Origin of the sequence: Streptomyces griseoluteus (assembly GCF_004784465.1) — a bacterium.
Lineage (GTDB): Bacteria > Actinomycetota > Actinomycetes > Streptomycetales > Streptomycetaceae > Streptomyces > Streptomyces griseoluteus.
Genome location: NZ_SRRU01000007.1, coordinates 340,366 through 357,044, shown reverse-complemented (window position 1 = coordinate 357,044; position 16,679 = coordinate 340,366). Strand labels below are relative to the sequence as shown.

Below are 16,679 nucleotides of genomic sequence, written 5' to 3'. Positions count from 1 at the left end.
CGCTCTGTTCGCTTACTGGTTGCCGCAGGTGGACACGGCGGGGGTGTCCAGCCAGGGCAGGTCATGGCCCATCCGGTCGCGCTTGGTGCGCAGGTACCGGACGTTGTGCTCGTCGGCGTGGACCGGCATCGGCTCGCGGCCGGTGACCTGGATGCCGTGCCGGGTGAGCGCTTCGGTCTTGTCGGGGTTGTTGGTCATCAGCCGGACGTCGCGCACGCCGAGGTCGGCCAGGATCTGGGCGCCGGCCGCGTAGTCGCGGGCGTCGGCGGGCAGGCCGAGTTCGAGGTTTGCGTCGAGGGTGTCCCGGCCGCGCTCCTGGAGTTCGTAGGCGCGCAGCTTGGACAGCAGGCCGATGCCGCGTCCCTCGTGGCCGCGCAGGTAGACGACGACGCCCCTCCCCTCGGCGTGGATGCGGGCGAGGGCGGCGTCGAGCTGGGGGCCGCAGTCGCAGCGCAGGGAGGCGAAGACGTCGCCGGTGAGGCACTCGGAGTGGACGCGGGCGAGCACGCCGGTGCCGTCACCGATGTCGCCGTGGACGAGCGCGACGTGCTCGACGCCGTCGGGGGCCCGGTAGCCGTAGGCGGTGAAGGTGCCGTGCCGGGTGGGCAGGCTCGTCTCGGCCTCGCGGCGGACGGTGGGCGCGACCACAAGAGGCGCTGTCACGGCCTGCTCGGCCTCGGGGGCGCGGAGGTGGGTGACGAGGTCCGCGATGGAGATGATCGTCAGCCCGTGCTTGCGGGCGAACGGGATCAGCTCGGGCAGCCGCAGCATGCGGCCGTCCTCCCCGGCGATCTCCACGATGGCTCCGGCGGGGCGCAGTCCGGCGAGGCGGGCGAGGTCCACGGCGGCCTCGGTGTGGCCGTCGCGGACCAGGACGCCGCCCTCGCGGGCGCGCAGCGGGAAGATGTGGCCGGGGCGGACCAGGTCGGTGGGCTGGGCGGTGCCGCTCGCCAGCAGCTTCAGGGTGGTGGCGCGGTCGGTGGCGGAGATGCCGGTGGTCACGCCGTGCGCGGGCGAGGCGTCCACGGAGACGGTGAAGGCGGTCTTCATCGACTCGGTGTTGTCCTCGACCATCTGCGGCAGCCGCAGCCGGTCGAGTTCGGCGCCCTCCATGGGGGCGCAGATCAGGCCCCGGCACTCGCTCATCATGAAGGCGACGATCTCGGGGGTGACCTTCTCGGCGGCGATGACGAGGTCGCCCTCGTTCTCGCGGTCCTCGTCGTCCACGACCACCACGGGCCGGCCCGCGGCGATGTCGGCGATGGCCTGCTCGACGGGGTCGAGGCGGAGCTCTTCGATGCTGTCACCGGGGTGCAGCGGGGGTGCCGAGGTCATGCGGGCGTTCCTTCCAGGACGGGCCGCGCGTTCCTGCGGGAGCGCAGCCACCAGTCGCGCATGCCCCACAGGACGAGCGCGCCGTAGATCACGTAGACGAAGCCGGAGAAGGCGTAGCCGTTGGCGAAGTTGAGCGGGACGCCGACGACGTCGACGAGCAGCCAGGCGATCCAGAACTCGACCATGCCCTTGGCCTGGGCGTACATGGCGACGATGGTGCCGACGAAGATGTACGCGTCCGGCCAGGGGTCCCAGGACAGGGACGGGTACGCGGTGAAGAGCAGCGCGACGGCGACGGTGCCGGCGGCGGCCGCCGCGATCATGGCGGCGCGTTCGCGCCAGGTGGCGAAGCGGGGGGCGATGTGGCCGTCGGCGGCCTTGCCGCGGCTGCGGCTCCACTGCCAGAAGCCGTAGACGGCGACGGCCATGACGACGACCTGCTTGCCCGCGCTGCCGGCGAGGTGGCCGTAGAAGGCGGCGAAGAGGATGAGGCCGGAGACGAGCTGGACCGGCCAGGTCCACAGGGAGCGGCGCCAGCCGAGCGCGAGGGCGGCCAGCCCGAAGAGGTTGCCGATCATGTCCGACCAGAGGATGTGCTGGCCGAAGAGGGTGAACGCCTCGGTGTTGAGCGAGTTCACGCGCCTGCCTCCTGTCCGGCCGCGAGCAGCCGCTCGACGTACTTGGCGATGACGTCGACCTCGAGGTTGACCGGGTCGCCGGGCTGCTTGTGCCCGAGCGTGGTCAGGGCGAGCGTGGTGGGGATGAGGCTGACGGTGAAGTAGTCGGGGCCCGCTTCGACCACGGTGAGGCTGATGCCGTCGACCGTGATGGAGCCCTTCTCCACGACATAGCGGGAGAGGTTGGCGGGGAGCGAGATCTTCACGATCTCCCAGTGCTCGGACGGGGTACGGGCGAGCACCTCACCGGAGCCGTCGACGTGGCCCTGCACGATGTGGCCGCCGAGGCGGGCGCCGACAGCCGTGGGGCGTTCGAGGTTGACGCGGGAGCCGACGGCGAGGGCGCCGAGGCTGGAGCGCTTGAGGGTCTCCGCCATCACGTCGGCGGTGAACTCGTCACCCTCGTGGTCGACCACGGTGAGACAGACGCCGTTGACGGCGATGGAGTCGCCGTGCCGCGCGCCTTCGGTGACGACGGGGCCACGGAGCCGGAAACGGGAGGCGTCGCCGAGGTTCTCGACGGCGGTGACCTCGCCCAGCTCTTCCACGATTCCGGTGAACACGTCCCCGGTCCTCCTGCCTCTTCGGGCACGGACTCCGGGGGCCGGTCGATGACGACGGCATGGACGAGGGGGATGCACCGGGTCACGACGCCGAGAGGGACCCGTCCCGAGGGACGAGACCTGATACGGCGGCGTGCATGGTGATGCCCGCCCGCCGCGCACTGCCTCCCATCCGGACTTTAACCGTCGGTCCAGGAATTTCACCTGGTCAACCGGCCGCTGGAAGCGGCCGGGTCGCGGACTGTAACCGCCGGTTCGGACTTTCACCGACCCCGGAGTGCGCTGCTTCTGGTACACCGCAAGTCTGCCACGCCCGCCGGTCGGCCATACAGGGGACCGGTGTGGGCTGCCTCACAGGCAGCCCGTGCGGGTGAATGCCCAGCACAACACCCTCACATCACAAGGGAGTTGAGCTTGGTCCGGACCTATTGACCGGAGTGGTCTAGTCCTTTTATGGTGCGACCGGACCCGGCGGCGGTGACGAAGGCCCTTGCCCGCCGCCGGGTCACCCCAGCCGATGTCACATCCGCCGGGGCGTGGCCGTCCTGGTCGTGGGGCGTGCCGAAGGGGCCGCCCGGGACCTTCGGGAAGGCGAGCGGCATGACCACGATCCTGGTGACGGGCGGCACCGGCACACTCGGCCGGCTGGTGACGGAGAAGCTGCGGGCGGACGGCCACGACGTACGGGTGCTCAGCCGGCACAGCGAGCCGTACGCGGTCGATCTGCGCAAGGGCGGGCCCGCGCTGGACGCGGCCCTGGCGGGCGTGGAGACCGTGGTGCACTGCGCCAGCTCGCCGAACGGCGGCGACGAGAAGGCAGCGGGCCATCTGATCCCGGCCGCGCGGCGGGCCGGGGTGGCGCACCTGGTGTACATCTCCATCGTCGGCGTGGACCGGGTGCCGCTGCCCTACTACCGCGCCAAGCTGGCGGTGGAGCGCCGGATCGAGGAGTCCGGGCTCGGCTGGACCGTACTGCGCGCGACCCAGTTCCACGACCTGATGGCCACCTTCCTCGGCACGCTCACCGCGCCCCCGCTGGCCCTCCTCCCGGCCGCCCTGTCCGACCAGCCGGTGGAGGTCTCCGAAGCAGCCGCCCGCCTGGCGGAGTTGGCCCTGACGACCCCGTCGGGCCGCGTCCCCGACATGGGCGGCCCCGAAATCCGCTCCGTCCCCTCCCTGGCCCGTGCCTACCTCGACGCCACGGGCAGGAACCGCCGCCTGCTGGAGGTCCCCCTGTTCGGCCGGACGTACGGCGCCTTCCGCGCGGGCGGCCACCTGGCACCGGAACGGGCGGTGGGCAAGGGGACGTTCGAGGAGTACTTGGCGCGCCGGTTCGGCTGAGGTTGCCGGACGCCGGAAATGTGGCGCGGCCAGGGGTGCCGTGACCGGCTCTTCGGTGGCTGCGGCCCGCTGGCTACGTTGTCGTATGCGGGCGATCCGGGCCCGCCGACGGAGGGGGTGGTCCGCGTGGTGGTCGCGTTGGTGGGCGTGGTGCTGGTCCTGGCCTGGTCGGTCACCGTACTGGTCCGCCGCGACCGGCGCCGCTCGCCCAGCAGCCCCGAGGCCCGGCGGATCGAGGCCGCGGCGACTCGGGGGCTGCGCGACGCCCGGCGCCAGGCCCACGTCTACCACCACTTCAACGACATCAACGGCGTGAGCGCCCTGCGGGACCGCGACTGAGCCCTTCTACGGCGCGAACAGCTCGTCCTGCGCCCGGTCACGGGCCGTCAGCAGGGCGCCGCGCAGGACCGCGGTGCCGCCCAGGATGCCGGCCCGGACCTCGGTGGGCAGGGGGGACAGGCGCTTCAGGCGGGCGGCGACGCGTGCCGCGAGGGGCTCGCCGCCGGCCTGGCCGACCTCGCCCCCGAGCACCACGCAGCCGGGGTCGAGGACCGCGGTGACGGCGGCGGTGCCGATGGCGAGGCGGTCGGCCAGGGCGTCGAGGAAGCGGCTGGCGGGTTCGTTCCCGGCAGTCACCGCCCGGGCGACCAGCCGGGCCGCGCCCGGACCGTCCAGCGGGACTTCGGCCGGGAGGCCGTGTTCGCGGGCCAGGGCGCCGATCGCGGCGGCGCCCGCCAGGGCGTGGAAGCCGCCGTCGCAGTCGGTGGCGGAGGGCAGCGAGCCGGTGCCGGGCACGGGCAGGAAGCCGATCTCGCCGGTACCGCCGGAGGCACCCCGGCGGAGCCGGCCGTCGAGGACGACGGCGGCGCCGACCCCGTGCCCGAGCCACAGCAGCACGAAGGTGTCCCGGTCACGGGCGGCGCCCTCGCGCTGCTCGGCGAGGGCCGCGAGGTTGGTCTCGTTCTCGAGGGTGACCCGCGCCTTCGGCAACCGCCGCTGGAGCGCGGCGACCAGACTGCGGTGCCACGCGGGCAGCCCGCTGGAGTCGCGCAGGTCACCCGTGGCGGGGTCGACCAGGCCGGGCGCACCGATGCCGACGGTGTGCAGCCCCGCCCAGGCGTCCGGGCCGGCCTTCCGCGCCGCCTCCTCCACGGCCGCGACCGCCTGCTCGACGGCGGATCCGGTGCCGCTCCCGGCGTCGATGGGCACGGCCACCTCCGCGAGCACCCGCCCGACCAGGTCGGAGACGAGCACCAGGACTCCCCCGGTGCGGACGTCGAGGGCGGCCAGATGGGCGCGGTCGGCGGCGATGCCGTACAGCCGGGCGTTGGGACCCCGGCGCTGCTCCCCCGACTCCCCCACCACCCGGATCAGACCGGAGACGGTGAGGCGTTCGACGAGGTCGCTCACGGTGGGCCGGGACAGTCCGGTGAGCTGCTTGAGCTGTCCCGCCGTCAGCGGGCCCTCCTGCTGCAACAGCCGCAGGGCGAGCCGGTCGTTGATGGCCCGTGCGGTGCTCGGTGATGCGGGCATGACGGGAATCCTCCCAGAAGCGGACTGCCGGAAAGCACTCTATCTATCAGGCAGGGTCCCTGATAGTTTGCGCGAGTGCCGAGGACGGTACAGCGGGCGACTCCCTGGGGAGGGACGTGAAGATGGATGACGTGAGCCGGCCGGCCGGGGAGGTCAGGCGCGCCCGGTACGCCGTGGCGGCCGTGTTCGCCGTGCACGGCGCGGTGACGGGTTCCTTCGCCACCCGCGTGCCCTGGATCCAGGACCACGCCGGGCTGAGCGCGGGCCAGCTCGGCTTCGCGCTGGCGTTCACCGCGCTCGGCGCCTCCTGTGCGATGCCGCTGGCGGGCCGGGTCAGCCACCGCTTCGGCAGCCGTACGGCCCTGCGGGGGCTGCTCGCGCTGTGGACGCTCTCCCTGGTGCTGCCCTCGCTGGCGCCGAACCTGCTCACGCTGTGCCTGGGGATGTTCGCCTACGGCGCCGCCTCCGGCATGGCGGACGTGGTGATGAACGCGCTGGGCGTGGAGATCGAGCGGCTGCTCGGCAAGTCGATCATGTCGGGGCTGCACGGCATGTGGAGCACGGGCGCGCTGATCGGCTCGGCGGCGGGCACGCTGGCCGCGCATCTCGGCTCGGACGCCCGGCTGCACCATCTGCTGGCCGCCGCCGTGCTCACTCTGCTGGGCCAGCTGGCCTGCGCCTGGGTGCTGGACGTACAGCCCGCCGAGGACGAGGAGCCGCCGCCGAGGTTCGCGCTGCCGCCCCGGTCGGCCCTGCTGATCGGTGCGGTCGGCTTCTGCGCGGTGTTCGCGGAGGGTGCGAGCCTGGACTGGTCCGCGGTGTTCCTGCGGGACCGACTGGACGGCTCGCCGGGTCTCGCGGCGGCGACCACGACCGGGTTCATGCTGACCATGGCCATCGCCCGGATCGCCGGGGACGCGGTGGTGAACCGCTTCGGCGCGGTGCGCACGGTCCGGGCGGGCGGCCTGCTCGCCGGGGTGGGCGGCCTGCTGGTGGTCCTCGCGGACCGGCCCCCGCTGGCCATGACCGGCTTCGCGCTGATGGGGCTCGGCATCGCGGTGGTCGTCCCGCTGTGCTTCGCGGCGGCCGGGCACTCGGGGCCCAACCCGAGCCAGGCCATCGCGGGCGTGGCCACGATCACCTACACCTCGGGGCTGATCGCGCCGAGTCTGATCGGCGGGGTGGCGCAGGCGACCAGCCTGACCGTGTCGTTCGTCGTGGTGACCGTGCTGGCCTGCGCCCTGGCCGGGTTCGCGGGGGTCCTGCGCACCGCCGAGCGCGGGGGCGGCGGCGAGGTCAGCCGGCAGGCCGCAGCAGTTCCCGGCCCGCCTGCCTGAACCCCTCGCTCCAGGGCGCGGGCCGCAGCGTGTCCGCGTCCAGCCGGACGAGAACCCGGGTGCCGCGCGCGTAGGTGGTGGCGCCGTCGGCCGAGCAGAGCCGGAAGCCGTAGGTGAGGGCGGTGGTGCCCAGCCGCTCCAGCCAGAGGTGGACGGCATAGGTGCCGGGGCGGGTGACGGGCGCCTCATAACCGATGACGAGTTCGCGGACCGCGTTGCAGGCGTCGCCGGCCGCCGCCCAGTCGCCGTCGAAGCGGACCCCGCGGGCGTTCCACAGCTCGGTCCAGGCGCGCTCCACCAGCAGCGGGTAGCGGGCGTTGTGCAGCAGCCCGAGCGCGTCCAGGTCGTCGAAGTGCACGGCGACGGGGACGAGTTGACCGTACGGGACGGTGGGGGCGGTCGGGGCTTCGGCGGTCACGGGCGGGGCTCCTGGGCACGGCGGGCGGGGCGCCGCGCGCCCCCGGACCCCGCCATACTAAGCGACCGCTCAGGGCCCCCTGGAGGGAACTCCCCTGGTCAGGACCGGGTCCCCCGACGCCCGTGCCCGGCCCGCGAGAGGTACCGCGGGGACGAAGCGCGCCTCGGCACCCCTGACAATGGTGCGGACCGTCTTCAGTACAGAGAAAGCGAAACCCCACCATGGACCTCGGCGTGCGTTGGCGAATGCACGGTGATGGAAAGTCACCCGCACCCGGAGCGGTGGTACGCCCCGACGAACGGCTGACCTGGCCGCGCACGGTGGGCCTGGGCGCCCAGCACGTCGTGGCGATGTTCGGCGCCTCCTTCGTCGCCCCCGTGCTCATGGGCCTGGACCCCAACCTGGCGATCATGATGTCGGGTGTGGCGACGGTGATCTTCCTGCTCGCCACGCGCGGCCGGGTCCCCAGCTACCTGGGCTGCTCGCTGTCGTTCGTGGGCGTCGCCGCGGTGATCCGCGCGGACGGCGGCACCAGCGCGACCGTGACCGGCGCGATCCTCGTGGTCGGTGTGGTGCTGTTCCTGGTGGGTCTCGCGGTGCAGCGGTTCGGGGCGCGGATCATCCACGCCGCGATGCCGCCGATCGTCACGGGCGCCGTGGTCATGCTGATCGGTTTCAACCTGGCGCCGGTGACCGCGACGACGTACTGGCCGCAGGACCAGTGGACGGCGCTGCTGGTGATGCTGTTCACCGGGCTCGCCGTGGTCTGCCTGCGGGGTTTCTGGTCACGCATCGCCATCTTCCTGGGCCTGGTCTTCGGCTATCTGATCTCATGGATCTTCGACCTGACCCTCGGCAAGATCCACTCGGCGGACGCGAGCGGCAAGGTCACCGACCACTGGCGCCTAGACCTCTCCGGCGTCTCCAAGGCGGACTGGATCGGGCTGCCCTCCTTCCACGGGCCGACGTTCCAGTGGTCGGCGATCCTGGTCGCGCTGCCCGTGGTGATCGCGCTGGTCGCGGAGAACGCGGGCCACGTCAAGGCGGTCGGCGAGATGACGGGCGAGTCGCTGGACGACAAGCTCGGCACCGCGATCTCGGCGGACGGCGTCGCCTCGGTGCTGTCCACCGCGGTGGGCGGCCCGCCGAACACCACCTACTCCGAGAACATCGGCGTGATGGCCGCGACCCGCGTATACTCCACAGCCGCCTACTGGGCCGCCGCCTGCTTCGCCCTGCTGTTCGGCGTCTGCCCCAAGTTCGGCGCGGTGGTGGCCGCGATCCCCGGCGGTGTCCTCGGCGGCATCACCGTCATCCTGTACGGCATGATCGGCCTGCTCGGCGCCCAGATCTGGCTGCACGGCAAGGTGGACCTGCGCAATCCGCTGAACCTGGTCCCGGCGGCCGCGGGCATCATCATCGGCGTCGGCAACGTCACCATGAAGTTCACCGACACCTTCTCGCTGAGCGGCATCGCGCTGGGCACCCTGGTCGTCATCACCGGCTACCACGCCCTGCGCGCCTTCGCGCCGGCCCATCTGAAGACCCAGCAGCCGCTGCTGGACGAGGGCACCTCGGCGTACGACAAGCCGGCCGAGGGCCCGGCCGACGGGTCCGGCAAGCCGTAGTGGCGGCCGTACCGGCCCGGCGTTCGCTCGTTCCGGCGAAGCACCGGGCCGGTCGGCCCCCCGGCCGGTGCGCGGCTGCCACCCTTCCCCCATGGCGCTGCCGCGATACTCCACCACCCCCGTCGACGCCGTCCTGACCCGGATGCGCGCGTTCGACGCGGCGCTGCCCGAGCGGGACGGGGTCGCCGTGTTCAACCGGGTCTACCTCACCGTCACCGAGGAGGTGGACCGCCGGCTGGACGCCGGGGAGTTCCCGGACGCGCGCGCGGCGGCCGCGCTGGACGTCCGGTTCGCGGAGCGGTACCTCACGGCCGTGGACGCGGTCGAGGACGACCGTCGACCGCCCGCCTGCTGGCGCCCGCTGTTCCAGCTCCGCCGCCATCCCGGCGTACGGCCGCTGCAGTTCGCGCTGGCCGGTATCAACGCGCACATCGGGCACGACCTGGCGCTCGCCGTGGTCGACACCTGCCGGGCGCTGGGGTGTGCGCCGGCCGACCTGGAGGACGAGTTCGACCGGGTGGGCGAGCTGCTGGCCGAGTTGGAGGAGCGCATCCGCGAGGACCTGATGCCGGGTCCCGACCTGCTCCAGATCGCCGACCCGATCACGCATCTGCTGGGCGCGTGGAGCCTGGAGCGGGCCCGCGACGCCACCTGGTCGGCGGCGCGGGTGCTGTGGGCGCTGCGCCGCTGCGGTGACCTGGCCGAGGAGTTCACGGCCCGGCTGGACGCGGCGGTCGGCTTCGCGGGGCGGATGCTGCTCACCCCACTCGGCGACTGAGGTGGACCGAGGGGTACCGAGGTGGCCTGAAGTCACCCCATCGGGTGACTTACGGAACAGCCGGGCGAGGGCCGCGCGTTGAAGAGGCGTCCCGACGCGAAGGAGCACCGGTATGACGACCAGGCTCGGCCTCGGCCTTCCCCAGATGCGCCAGTACGACCTAGGCAGGGACGTGCCCGACGTGGCACGCGCCGCCGAGGAGATCGGTTACGACAGCCTGTGGGTCTTCGAGCGGGCCCTGGTCCCGGAGCCCGCCACCCAGGGCCTGTACGGCATACCGGGTCTGCCCTGGCCCGAGGGGTACCGGGGCGTGGCCGACCCGCTGGTCACCCTCACCCTGGCCGCCACCGCGACCTCGCGCGCCGAGCTGGGCTCCAGCGTGCTGGTGGCCCCGCTGCACCTGCCGTTCCAGCTCGCCAAGTCGCTGGCCACGCTGGACACGGTGAGCGGCGGGCGGGTCGTCGCGGGCTTCGGCACCGGCTGGTCCCTGGACGAGTACGCGGCCTCGGGCGTGCTCCCCTTCGAGGAGCGCGGCACGGCGCTGGACGAGGTGATCGCCGTGTGCCGGGCCGTATGGGGCCCCGATCCGGTCGTCCATCACGGCAAGACCACCGACATCGCCTCCGCGATCGTCGGCCCGAAGCCGGTGCGGCCGATCCCGGTCCTGCTGGCCGCGAGCAACCGGCGGGCGATGCGGCGGCTGGTGGAGCGGGCCGACGGCTGGCTGCCGGGCGCCTACGGTCCCGAGCAGCTCGCCGCCCAGTGGCGCGACCTGCGGGAGCTGGCCGAGGAAACCGGGCGCACCGAGCCCGTCCGCACGGTCATCAGGGTCAACGCGCGCGTGGCCGCGAAGCCGAACACCGCCGCGGACCGCCCCTTGTTCGAGGGCGACACCGATCAGATCGCGGCGGACATCGCGGCGCACACCGGCATCGTCCCGGACGCGGAGATACTCCTGGACGTCCAGAGCGAGGCACGGGACGCGGCCGAGCTGAAGGACACCGCCGCCGAGCTGTACGAGAAGGCGCGGGCGGCCGGGGTCTGAACCCCGGCCACCCGCGCCCGCCCGAGCCGTCCGGCTCAGTCCTCGGGCAGCTCGACGGGCGCGATCTCGTCGTACACGTCGCCGGGGCCGGGGTTGGTCGGGTCGGTCTCGCCGCCGAAGTGCCGCATGACGCCCCAGACCGCGTTCAGCGCGGTCTGGACCGCGCCCTCGGCCCAGCCGGCCGTCCAGGAGATGTCGTCACCGGCGAGGAAGACGCCCCGCTTGTCCTCGGGCAGCCGGTCCTGCATGAAGTGCGTGAACAGGCGGCGCTGGTAGCGGTAGTGGCCGGGCAGGTTGGCCTTGAACGCGCCCATGAAGTAGGGCTCGTTCTCCCAGGAGACGGTCACCGGGTTGCCGATGATGTGCTTCCGGATGTCGACCTTCGGGTAGATCTCGCCGAGCGACTTCAGCATGACCTCCATCCGCTCGTTCGCGGACAGCGGCAGCCACTTCAGGCTGTCGTCGCACCAGGTGTAGGAGAGGCAGATGACGGCGGGCTTGTCCGGGCCGTCGTCCAGCAGATAGGTGCCGCGCGTCATACGGTCGGTGAGCGTCATCGACATGACGTCCCGGCCGGTCTCCTCGTCCTTGTCCAGCCAGAACGGTCGGTCGACCGGCACGAAGAGCTTGGAGGACTCCATGTAGTGGGTGCGCTCGATCGCGGTCCAGTGGTCGATCGGGAAGAGCGAGTCGTCACAGGCGATCTTGGAGAGCAGCATCCATGACTGGGCGGTGAAGATGGCCGCCTGGTAGGTCCGGATGTCTCCATTGGCGTCCGTGACCGTGATCCGGTTGCCGGAGGTGCGGTTCAGCCGGGTCACGGCCGGGCGGGGCTCGCCGTTCAGGTGCAGGGAGGCCAGCGAGGTGCCGTAGGGCCAGTGGACGATCTTCTCCGGCTCGCGCTCCCACAGGCGCAGCGGGAGCTGCTGGGAGCCGCCGACGATGCCCCGGTGGTGGTCGTCGGCCTCGGTGTAGACGACGCGCAGGATCTCCAGGATGGAGTTGGGGAAGTCGGTGTCCCAGCCACCGGTGCCGAAGCCGACCTGGCCGAAGATCTCGCGGTGCCGGAAGGACTTGAACGCCTCGGAGTCGCAGAGGAAGCCGTAGAAGGTCTGGTTGTCGAGCTTCTCGACCAGCTTCGCCCAGATCTCGCGGATGCGCGGCACGTCACGCTCGCGCATGGCGCGGTTCATGTCGGAGAAGTCGGCGCCCTCCTCCAGGCACTTGCCCCACGCGGCGGCGACGTCCCGGTAGACCTGCGGCAGGTCCTCGACGGTCTCCGCGTAGTGCGACTCGCCCTTGAGGTCCACGACGGTGGACGGCGTGCCCTCCGCCAGCGGGTTCGGGAAGGGCCGGGTTCGCAGGCCGACGAGGTCGATGTAGTGCTGGAGGGCCGTGGAGGACGGCGGGAAGCGCATCGCGCCCATCTCGGCGGTCAGCGACTCGTCGCAGCCCTCGAACCCGACGGTCCGCAGCCGGCCGCCGAGCTGGTCGGCCTCGTAGACGACGGGCTTGAGGCCCATCTTCATCAGCTCGTACGCGGCGACGATCCCGGACAGGCCGCCGCCGATGACGGCGACCTCCGTGCCGTGCTCCGTCGCCGGTATCTGGCCGAGCCCCGCCGGATGGGCGAGGAAGTCGTCGTAGGCGTAGGGGAAGTCCGGGCCGAACATGGTGATCGGCGGCTGCTGCTCGTCGGCGTGCTCGACGGCGTTGGGCACCGTGGACGTCATGGGGTACGGACTCCTTGCGCGGAAGTACTGCGACGAACTGTGGGGGAGGTTCAGGCGGTGAGCGAGCCGTACAGACCGGGGCGGCGGTCCTTCAGGTACGGGTTGGCCTCGCGGGAGGCGGCCAGGAAGACGGGGTCGGCGTCGGCGAACACCAGCTCGGCCGAGGCGCGCCCGGCGCGGACGCGGGCCACCCCGTCGGGCCCGGCCAGCGTGGTGAGCCCGACGAACTCGAACTCCCCTTCCTGGCCGACCCGGTTGACGTAGGCCACGTACATCTGGTTCTCGAAGGCGCGCACCGGGATCATCGACTCCGGCACGAACTGGTACGGGTGCATCTGCGCGGTCGGCACGATCAGCAGGTCGGTGCCGGCCAGCGCGTGGGCGCGGACGTTCTCCGGGAACTCGACGTCGTAGCAGATCAGCAGGCCCACGGTGAGACCGTTCAGCTCGGTCTGGACGACCTGCCGCTCGCCCGGCGTGAAGTGGTCGCGCTCGAAGCAGCCGAAGAGGTGGGTCTTGCGGTAGCCCGCGAGCCGGGCGCCCTCGGCCGAGATGATCTGCGCGGAGTTGTACACCGTGTCGCCGTCGCGCTCGGGGTAGCCGTAGGCGATGGCCAGGCCGTGCCGGGTGGCGATGTCGGCGACGGCGTCGGCCGAGTCGCCGTCGGCGGGCTCCGCGAGGTGCGGGATCTCGCCGCCGATCGCGTACCCGGTCAGGAACATCTCCGGTGCGGCCAGCAGCCCGGCGCCCGCCTCGGCGGCGCGGCCCGCGGCCTCGTCGAGGACCTTGAGGTTCTCGGCGACGGAACCGGGGCGGCCGGAGCTCTGGAGCAGGGCGGTGCGCATGGGTGTTCCTCACCGGGAAAAAGGGGGATTCGGGGGGCATCGGGAAGCCAGTAAGACGGTACGGGCGGCGCGCTCACCCGGACAAGAAGCACCCGTTGCGCGCCGGTGCGCGGTTCGTTGCGTCGACAAGCCCCGGAACGGCGAATCATTGCGCGGGCCACGGGCGCACGCGCGTAGAGAGCGGCCAGGGGGTGTCGTCTGGATCAGGTCGGCGGATGGATACGGCGCCTCCTGACCGACCCGAGCGGGGTCTGGTGCGTGCAGCTGCAAGGCGGAGGAGGGAGTCGACGCGATGGGGGTGCCCCCGCGCGAGCGCAGCCGAGCGTGGGGGAGTCGGCGAGGGACGACAACGCGGCAGATGGGCGTGCCAGGCCCCGCGTCGTCGAGCTGATCCAGACGACACCCCCTACAGCTCGCGCAGCCGCCGCACGATCTCCCGCAGCAGCTCGGGGTCGGCGGCACCGTCGTGGACCTGGAGGCGGCGGGGCGCGTCGATGCGGATCAGACCCTGTTCGGCCAGGTCACCGAGGAGGACGCGGACCACGGTGAGCGGCAGGTCGGCGTCGGCCGCCAGCTCGACGACCGGGCGCGGGCCGCGCCGCACATGGCCGAGCAGCGCCGCGCGAGCGTGGTCGACACCGGGACCGTCCGGGCCGGGTTCCAGTGCCGTGACCCGTGACATCAGGTCGATGGCGTGCCGCGCCGAGGGCCGGGTGCGGCCCCGGGTGACGGTGTAGGGGCGGACCATCGCCCCGGTGTCCTCCTCGTACCAGTACTCCTCGCCCACCGCCGGTCACGGCGCCGAGCGGGCCGCGGCGTCCAGATGACGGCCGAGGCGGCGGACGAGGAGAGCCATCTCGTGGGCCAGCTGCCCCACGTCGGTGCGGGCCTCGCACAGCACGGCGAGCCGGCTGCCGTGTCCGGCGGGGGTGATGAAGAGGTAGGCGTCCTCCAGCATGACCATGCTCTGCCGGACCTCGCCGGCCGCGAACCGCTCCCCCGCCGAGTCGGCGAGCCCCTGCAGGCCCGAGCAGACGGCGGACAGGTGCTCGATGTCCCGGCGGCGCATGCCGTCGGAGCTGCTGAGCGGCAGTCCGTCGGCGGTCAGGAGCACGGCCTGGCGGACGTGTTCGGTGCGCGAGACGAGGTCGTCGAGCAGCCAGCCCAGGTCGGTACCGGGCGCGCCCTCGGGCACGGCCGGGTTCTCCGGGTTCAGATCGTCACCGTACATCGTCGGTGTCCGTCCCTTCGTCGGCGTTGACATCGGCGGGAATGCCCTTGCGGCCGTCGCTCAGGCCCCGCTGGAAGGCGGCGAACAGGGCTCGCATCTCCTCGGGGTCGGCCGCGCCGAGCGGGGTGTCGTCGGCGGGCGGCGGGTCGGGGCGGAGTTCGGGGGCGAGGGATGCCTGCCGGGTGCGGGTGGGCAACGCGGCGGTGCCCGGAGTCACCGGGACCGGCGTGCGCACCGGTCTGCGGGGACTCGGGGGTGCCGGGGCCGGGCGGGCCGGTGCGGGTTCGACGGCCGCCAGCATCCCGGCCGGGATCAGCACCGTGGCGGTCGTGCCCCCGTAGGGGGATTCCCCGAGGCTGACCTCGATGCCGTGCCGGGCGGCGAGGCGGCCGACCACGTACAGGCCGAGCCGGTCGTGCCGGGTGGGGTCGAAGGCGTCGGGGTCGCGCAGGGTGCGTGCGGCCTCTTCGCGCTGTCCGGCGTCGAGGCCCAGGCCCCGGTCGTCGACGCGCAGGACGAGCCGGCCGTCCTCGTGCCCGGTGCGCAGGGTGACCTCGGTGTGCGGGGGCGAGAACAGGGTGGCGTTCTCCAGGAGTTCGGCCAGCAGGTGCACGACGTCGGCGACGGCGTCGGCCGCGATCCCGTCGCCCGGCATCGGCGGCACCACGACGCGGGCGTACGCCTCGATCTCGCTCACCGCCGAGGCGACCACGTCCGCCATCGGTACCGGTCCGCGCCAGCGGCGGCCGGGTGCGGCGCCGGAGAGGATGATCAGGCTCTCGGCATGGCGGCGCATCCGGGTGGTGAGGTGGTCGATCCGGAACAGCTCGCTCAGCACGTCCGGGTCGTCGGTGCGCCGCTCCAGCGTGTCGACGAGCTTCAACTGCCGGTGTACGAGCGCCTGGTTGCGGCGCGCGATGTTGAGCAGGACTGCGGACAGGCCCTGGCGCAGGGTGGCCTGGTGGACGGCGGCCTCCACGGCGGCGAGCCGGGCGGTGTTGAAGGAGCGGCCGACCTGGGCGATCTCGTCGTCGCCCGCTTCGCCGGCGGTGAGTGGCGGGGCCTCGGCGACCACGTCGACCCGCTCCCCCGCGCTCAGCCGGCGCATCACGTCCGGGAGTTGACGGGTGCTGAGCAGGTCTGCCGCGTCGCGCAGGTTCTCCAACCGCCGGGAGACGCGCCGGGCACCGCGTACCGCCAGCCACAGGGAGAGGCCCGCGGCCGCCAGCCCGATCGCGCCGACGACGGCCGCCTTGGTCAACTCCCGGTAGGCGAAGGCCCGTCCGCGTGCGGCGGAGAGCTCGGCGGCGCGGGAGCACATCCGCATGTAGCTGTGCACGGCCCGGTCCGCGACCGACCGCCAGGTGTCGGCGCCGACGGCCTCGTCCGCGCCGCCGGCCCCGGCGGCGAGCAGCGCGTCCTCCGCGTGTTCCAGCGCCCGGTGCGGACCGCCGTCGCGGAACTTCTCGTACAGGGCGCGGGAGTCGGCGGGCAGGTCGGGCGCGTAGGTCCGCTCGAAGACACGGCGGTCCTCGATGGTGGCGGTCAGCAGGGCGTACTGGGCGGGGGTGAGGGTGTCCGCGGCTCGCGCCCCGGCGACCAGGGCGTCCTCCCTGGAGACGAACTCCCTTACGCGCACCAGCTCGACGAGGATCTGCGCCTCGCGGGCGAGCTGTCCGGCCTGGAGCGCGGTGAGCGCGGACTGGACAGCGAAGCCGGGCTCGACGAGGGCGCTGTACTCGGTGACGGCCCGGTCCCAGACGATCCGCCGCGCCAGTACGTCGCGGCGCAGCGCCTCCAGTTTCCCGGTGGCCGTGACCACGGCGTCCAGGGCCCGCCGCTGCCGGGCGGTGAGCCGGTCCCGGTCACCGCTCGCCATGGCCCGCCGCATCGCGGTGACCGCGCGGTCGGTACGGCGCTGCTGGGCGAGGAGGGCGGCGGCCGGCGCGGTCGTGCGCGGTGCGCCCAGATAGGCCGCGGACAGGCGGCGCTCGATCTGGATCTGTCCGACCGCGGTGTCCACGGGGGTGCCGTAGTCCTCGTAGACCCCCTGGAGCCGGATCAGGGCCCGTAATTCGCCGGTGACGGAGACCATGGCGAAACTCCACAGCACCGTCAGGGCGAGAGCCGGGGCCAGGGCCAGGGCAACGATCCGGGCGCGCACGGTCCGGGGACGGCAGAGGGGCCGACGCATGGATCACCTGCCGGTTACCAG

At 72.9% G+C, this 16,679-nt stretch carries 16 protein-coding genes and 1 riboswitch; of the genes, 6 read left to right on the top strand and 10 right to left on the bottom strand.

The annotated features are described in order from the left end of the window. Positions 1 to 12: 12 nt before the first annotated feature. Genes E5082_RS21140 through E5082_RS21130 form a run of 3 tightly spaced genes read right to left on the bottom strand, consistent with a single transcriptional unit; the run spans position 13 to position 2,575 of the window. Entirely contained in the window at positions 13 to 1,335 is a 1,323-nt protein-coding gene (locus tag E5082_RS21140) for a bifunctional 3,4-dihydroxy-2-butanone-4-phosphate synthase/GTP cyclohydrolase II (protein WP_135792794.1), read from the bottom strand. After that, positions 1,332 to 1,973 (bottom strand): nicotinamide mononucleotide transporter family protein, encoded by a 642-nt coding sequence (locus E5082_RS21135; protein ID WP_135792793.1) that lies wholly within the window; start codon positions 1,971 to 1,973, stop codon positions 1,332 to 1,334. The genes E5082_RS21140 and E5082_RS21135 overlap by 4 nt, the downstream gene beginning before the upstream one ends. Beyond that, positions 1,970 to 2,575: a riboflavin synthase gene (locus E5082_RS21130; RefSeq protein ID WP_135792792.1), complete on the bottom strand. Its 606-nt coding sequence runs from the start codon at positions 2,573 to 2,575 to the stop codon at positions 1,970 to 1,972. The genes E5082_RS21135 and E5082_RS21130 overlap by 4 nt, the downstream gene beginning before the upstream one ends. A 154-nt stretch (positions 2,576 to 2,729) precedes the next feature. Then, positions 2,730 to 2,860, bottom strand: a riboswitch (FMN riboswitch). 315 nt (positions 2,861 to 3,175) lie between these two features. On the opposite strand from E5082_RS21130, the gene E5082_RS21125 reads away from it, so the two are divergent. Next, positions 3,176 to 3,916, top strand: coding sequence for an SDR family oxidoreductase (locus E5082_RS21125; RefSeq protein ID WP_135792791.1), 741 nt, complete (start codon positions 3,176 to 3,178; stop codon positions 3,914 to 3,916). 126 nt (positions 3,917 to 4,042) lie between these two features. Next, positions 4,043 to 4,255: a hypothetical protein gene (locus E5082_RS21120; RefSeq protein ID WP_135792790.1), complete on the top strand. Its 213-nt coding sequence runs from the start codon at positions 4,043 to 4,045 to the stop codon at positions 4,253 to 4,255. A 6-nt stretch (positions 4,256 to 4,261) separates the two neighbouring features. Here E5082_RS21120 and E5082_RS21115 read toward each other — a convergent pair whose 3' ends face one another. Next, positions 4,262 to 5,449, bottom strand: a complete 1,188-nt coding sequence (locus E5082_RS21115; protein ID WP_135792789.1) for an ROK family transcriptional regulator — start codon at positions 5,447 to 5,449, stop codon at positions 4,262 to 4,264. A 122-nt stretch (positions 5,450 to 5,571) separates the two neighbouring features. On the opposite strand from E5082_RS21115, the gene E5082_RS21110 reads away from it, so the two are divergent. After that, the gene (locus E5082_RS21110; protein WP_135792788.1) at positions 5,572 to 6,786 is read left to right on the top strand and encodes an MFS transporter; all 1,215 of its coding nucleotides are present in this window, start codon (positions 5,572 to 5,574) and stop codon (positions 6,784 to 6,786) included. On the opposite strand, the gene E5082_RS21105 is transcribed toward E5082_RS21110, so the two are convergent. Further along, positions 6,746 to 7,204 (bottom strand): acyl-CoA thioesterase, encoded by a 459-nt coding sequence (locus E5082_RS21105; RefSeq protein WP_135792787.1) that lies wholly within the window; start codon positions 7,202 to 7,204, stop codon positions 6,746 to 6,748. The genes E5082_RS21110 and E5082_RS21105 overlap by 41 nt on opposite strands. Positions 7,205 to 7,425: 221 nt before the next feature. Here E5082_RS21105 and E5082_RS21100 point away from each other — a divergent pair, with 221 nt between their 5' ends. The 3 genes from E5082_RS21100 (at position 7,426) to E5082_RS21090 (ending at position 10,655) form a co-directional block, all read left to right on the top strand. Beyond that, positions 7,426 to 8,832 carry a uracil-xanthine permease family protein gene (locus E5082_RS21100; protein ID WP_135792786.1) on the top strand — a complete coding sequence of 469 codons (1,407 nt, stop codon included), beginning with the start codon at positions 7,426 to 7,428 and terminating at the stop codon, positions 8,830 to 8,832. A 91-nt stretch (positions 8,833 to 8,923) separates the two neighbouring features. Continuing rightward, a complete protein-coding gene (locus E5082_RS21095) occupies positions 8,924 to 9,610 on the top strand; it encodes a DUF5995 family protein (protein ID WP_135792785.1) in 687 nt (228 codons plus the stop codon). A gap of 112 nt (positions 9,611 to 9,722) precedes the next feature. Continuing rightward, the gene (locus E5082_RS21090; protein ID WP_135792784.1) at positions 9,723 to 10,655 is read left to right on the top strand and encodes an LLM class F420-dependent oxidoreductase; all 933 of its coding nucleotides are present in this window, start codon (positions 9,723 to 9,725) and stop codon (positions 10,653 to 10,655) included. Between the two features lie 35 nt (positions 10,656 to 10,690). On the opposite strand, the gene E5082_RS21085 is transcribed toward E5082_RS21090, so the two are convergent. The 5 genes from E5082_RS21085 to E5082_RS21065 all read right to left on the bottom strand — a co-directional run bounded on the left by E5082_RS21085 (position 10,691) and on the right by E5082_RS21065 (position 16,658). Beyond that, complete coding sequence (locus E5082_RS21085; protein ID WP_135792783.1) at positions 10,691 to 12,388, bottom strand: flavin monoamine oxidase family protein; 1,698 nt, start codon at positions 12,386 to 12,388, stop codon at positions 10,691 to 10,693. Positions 12,389 to 12,438: 50 nt separating this feature from the next. Beyond that, positions 12,439 to 13,233, bottom strand: a complete 795-nt coding sequence (locus E5082_RS21080; RefSeq protein ID WP_135792782.1) for a carbon-nitrogen hydrolase family protein — start codon at positions 13,231 to 13,233, stop codon at positions 12,439 to 12,441. Positions 13,234 to 13,639: 406 nt separating this feature from the next. Further along, the gene (locus E5082_RS21075; protein WP_229918942.1) at positions 13,640 to 14,020 is read right to left on the bottom strand and encodes a DUF742 domain-containing protein; all 381 of its coding nucleotides are present in this window, start codon (positions 14,018 to 14,020) and stop codon (positions 13,640 to 13,642) included. A 6-nt stretch (positions 14,021 to 14,026) separates the two neighbouring features. Beyond that, entirely contained in the window at positions 14,027 to 14,464 is a 438-nt protein-coding gene (locus E5082_RS21070; protein WP_135792781.1) for a roadblock/LC7 domain-containing protein, read from the bottom strand. After that, positions 14,454 to 16,658, bottom strand: coding sequence for a sensor histidine kinase (locus tag E5082_RS21065; RefSeq protein ID WP_135792780.1), 2,205 nt, complete (start codon positions 16,656 to 16,658; stop codon positions 14,454 to 14,456). The genes E5082_RS21070 and E5082_RS21065 overlap by 11 nt, the downstream gene beginning before the upstream one ends. Positions 16,659 to 16,679: the final 21 nt, after the last annotated feature.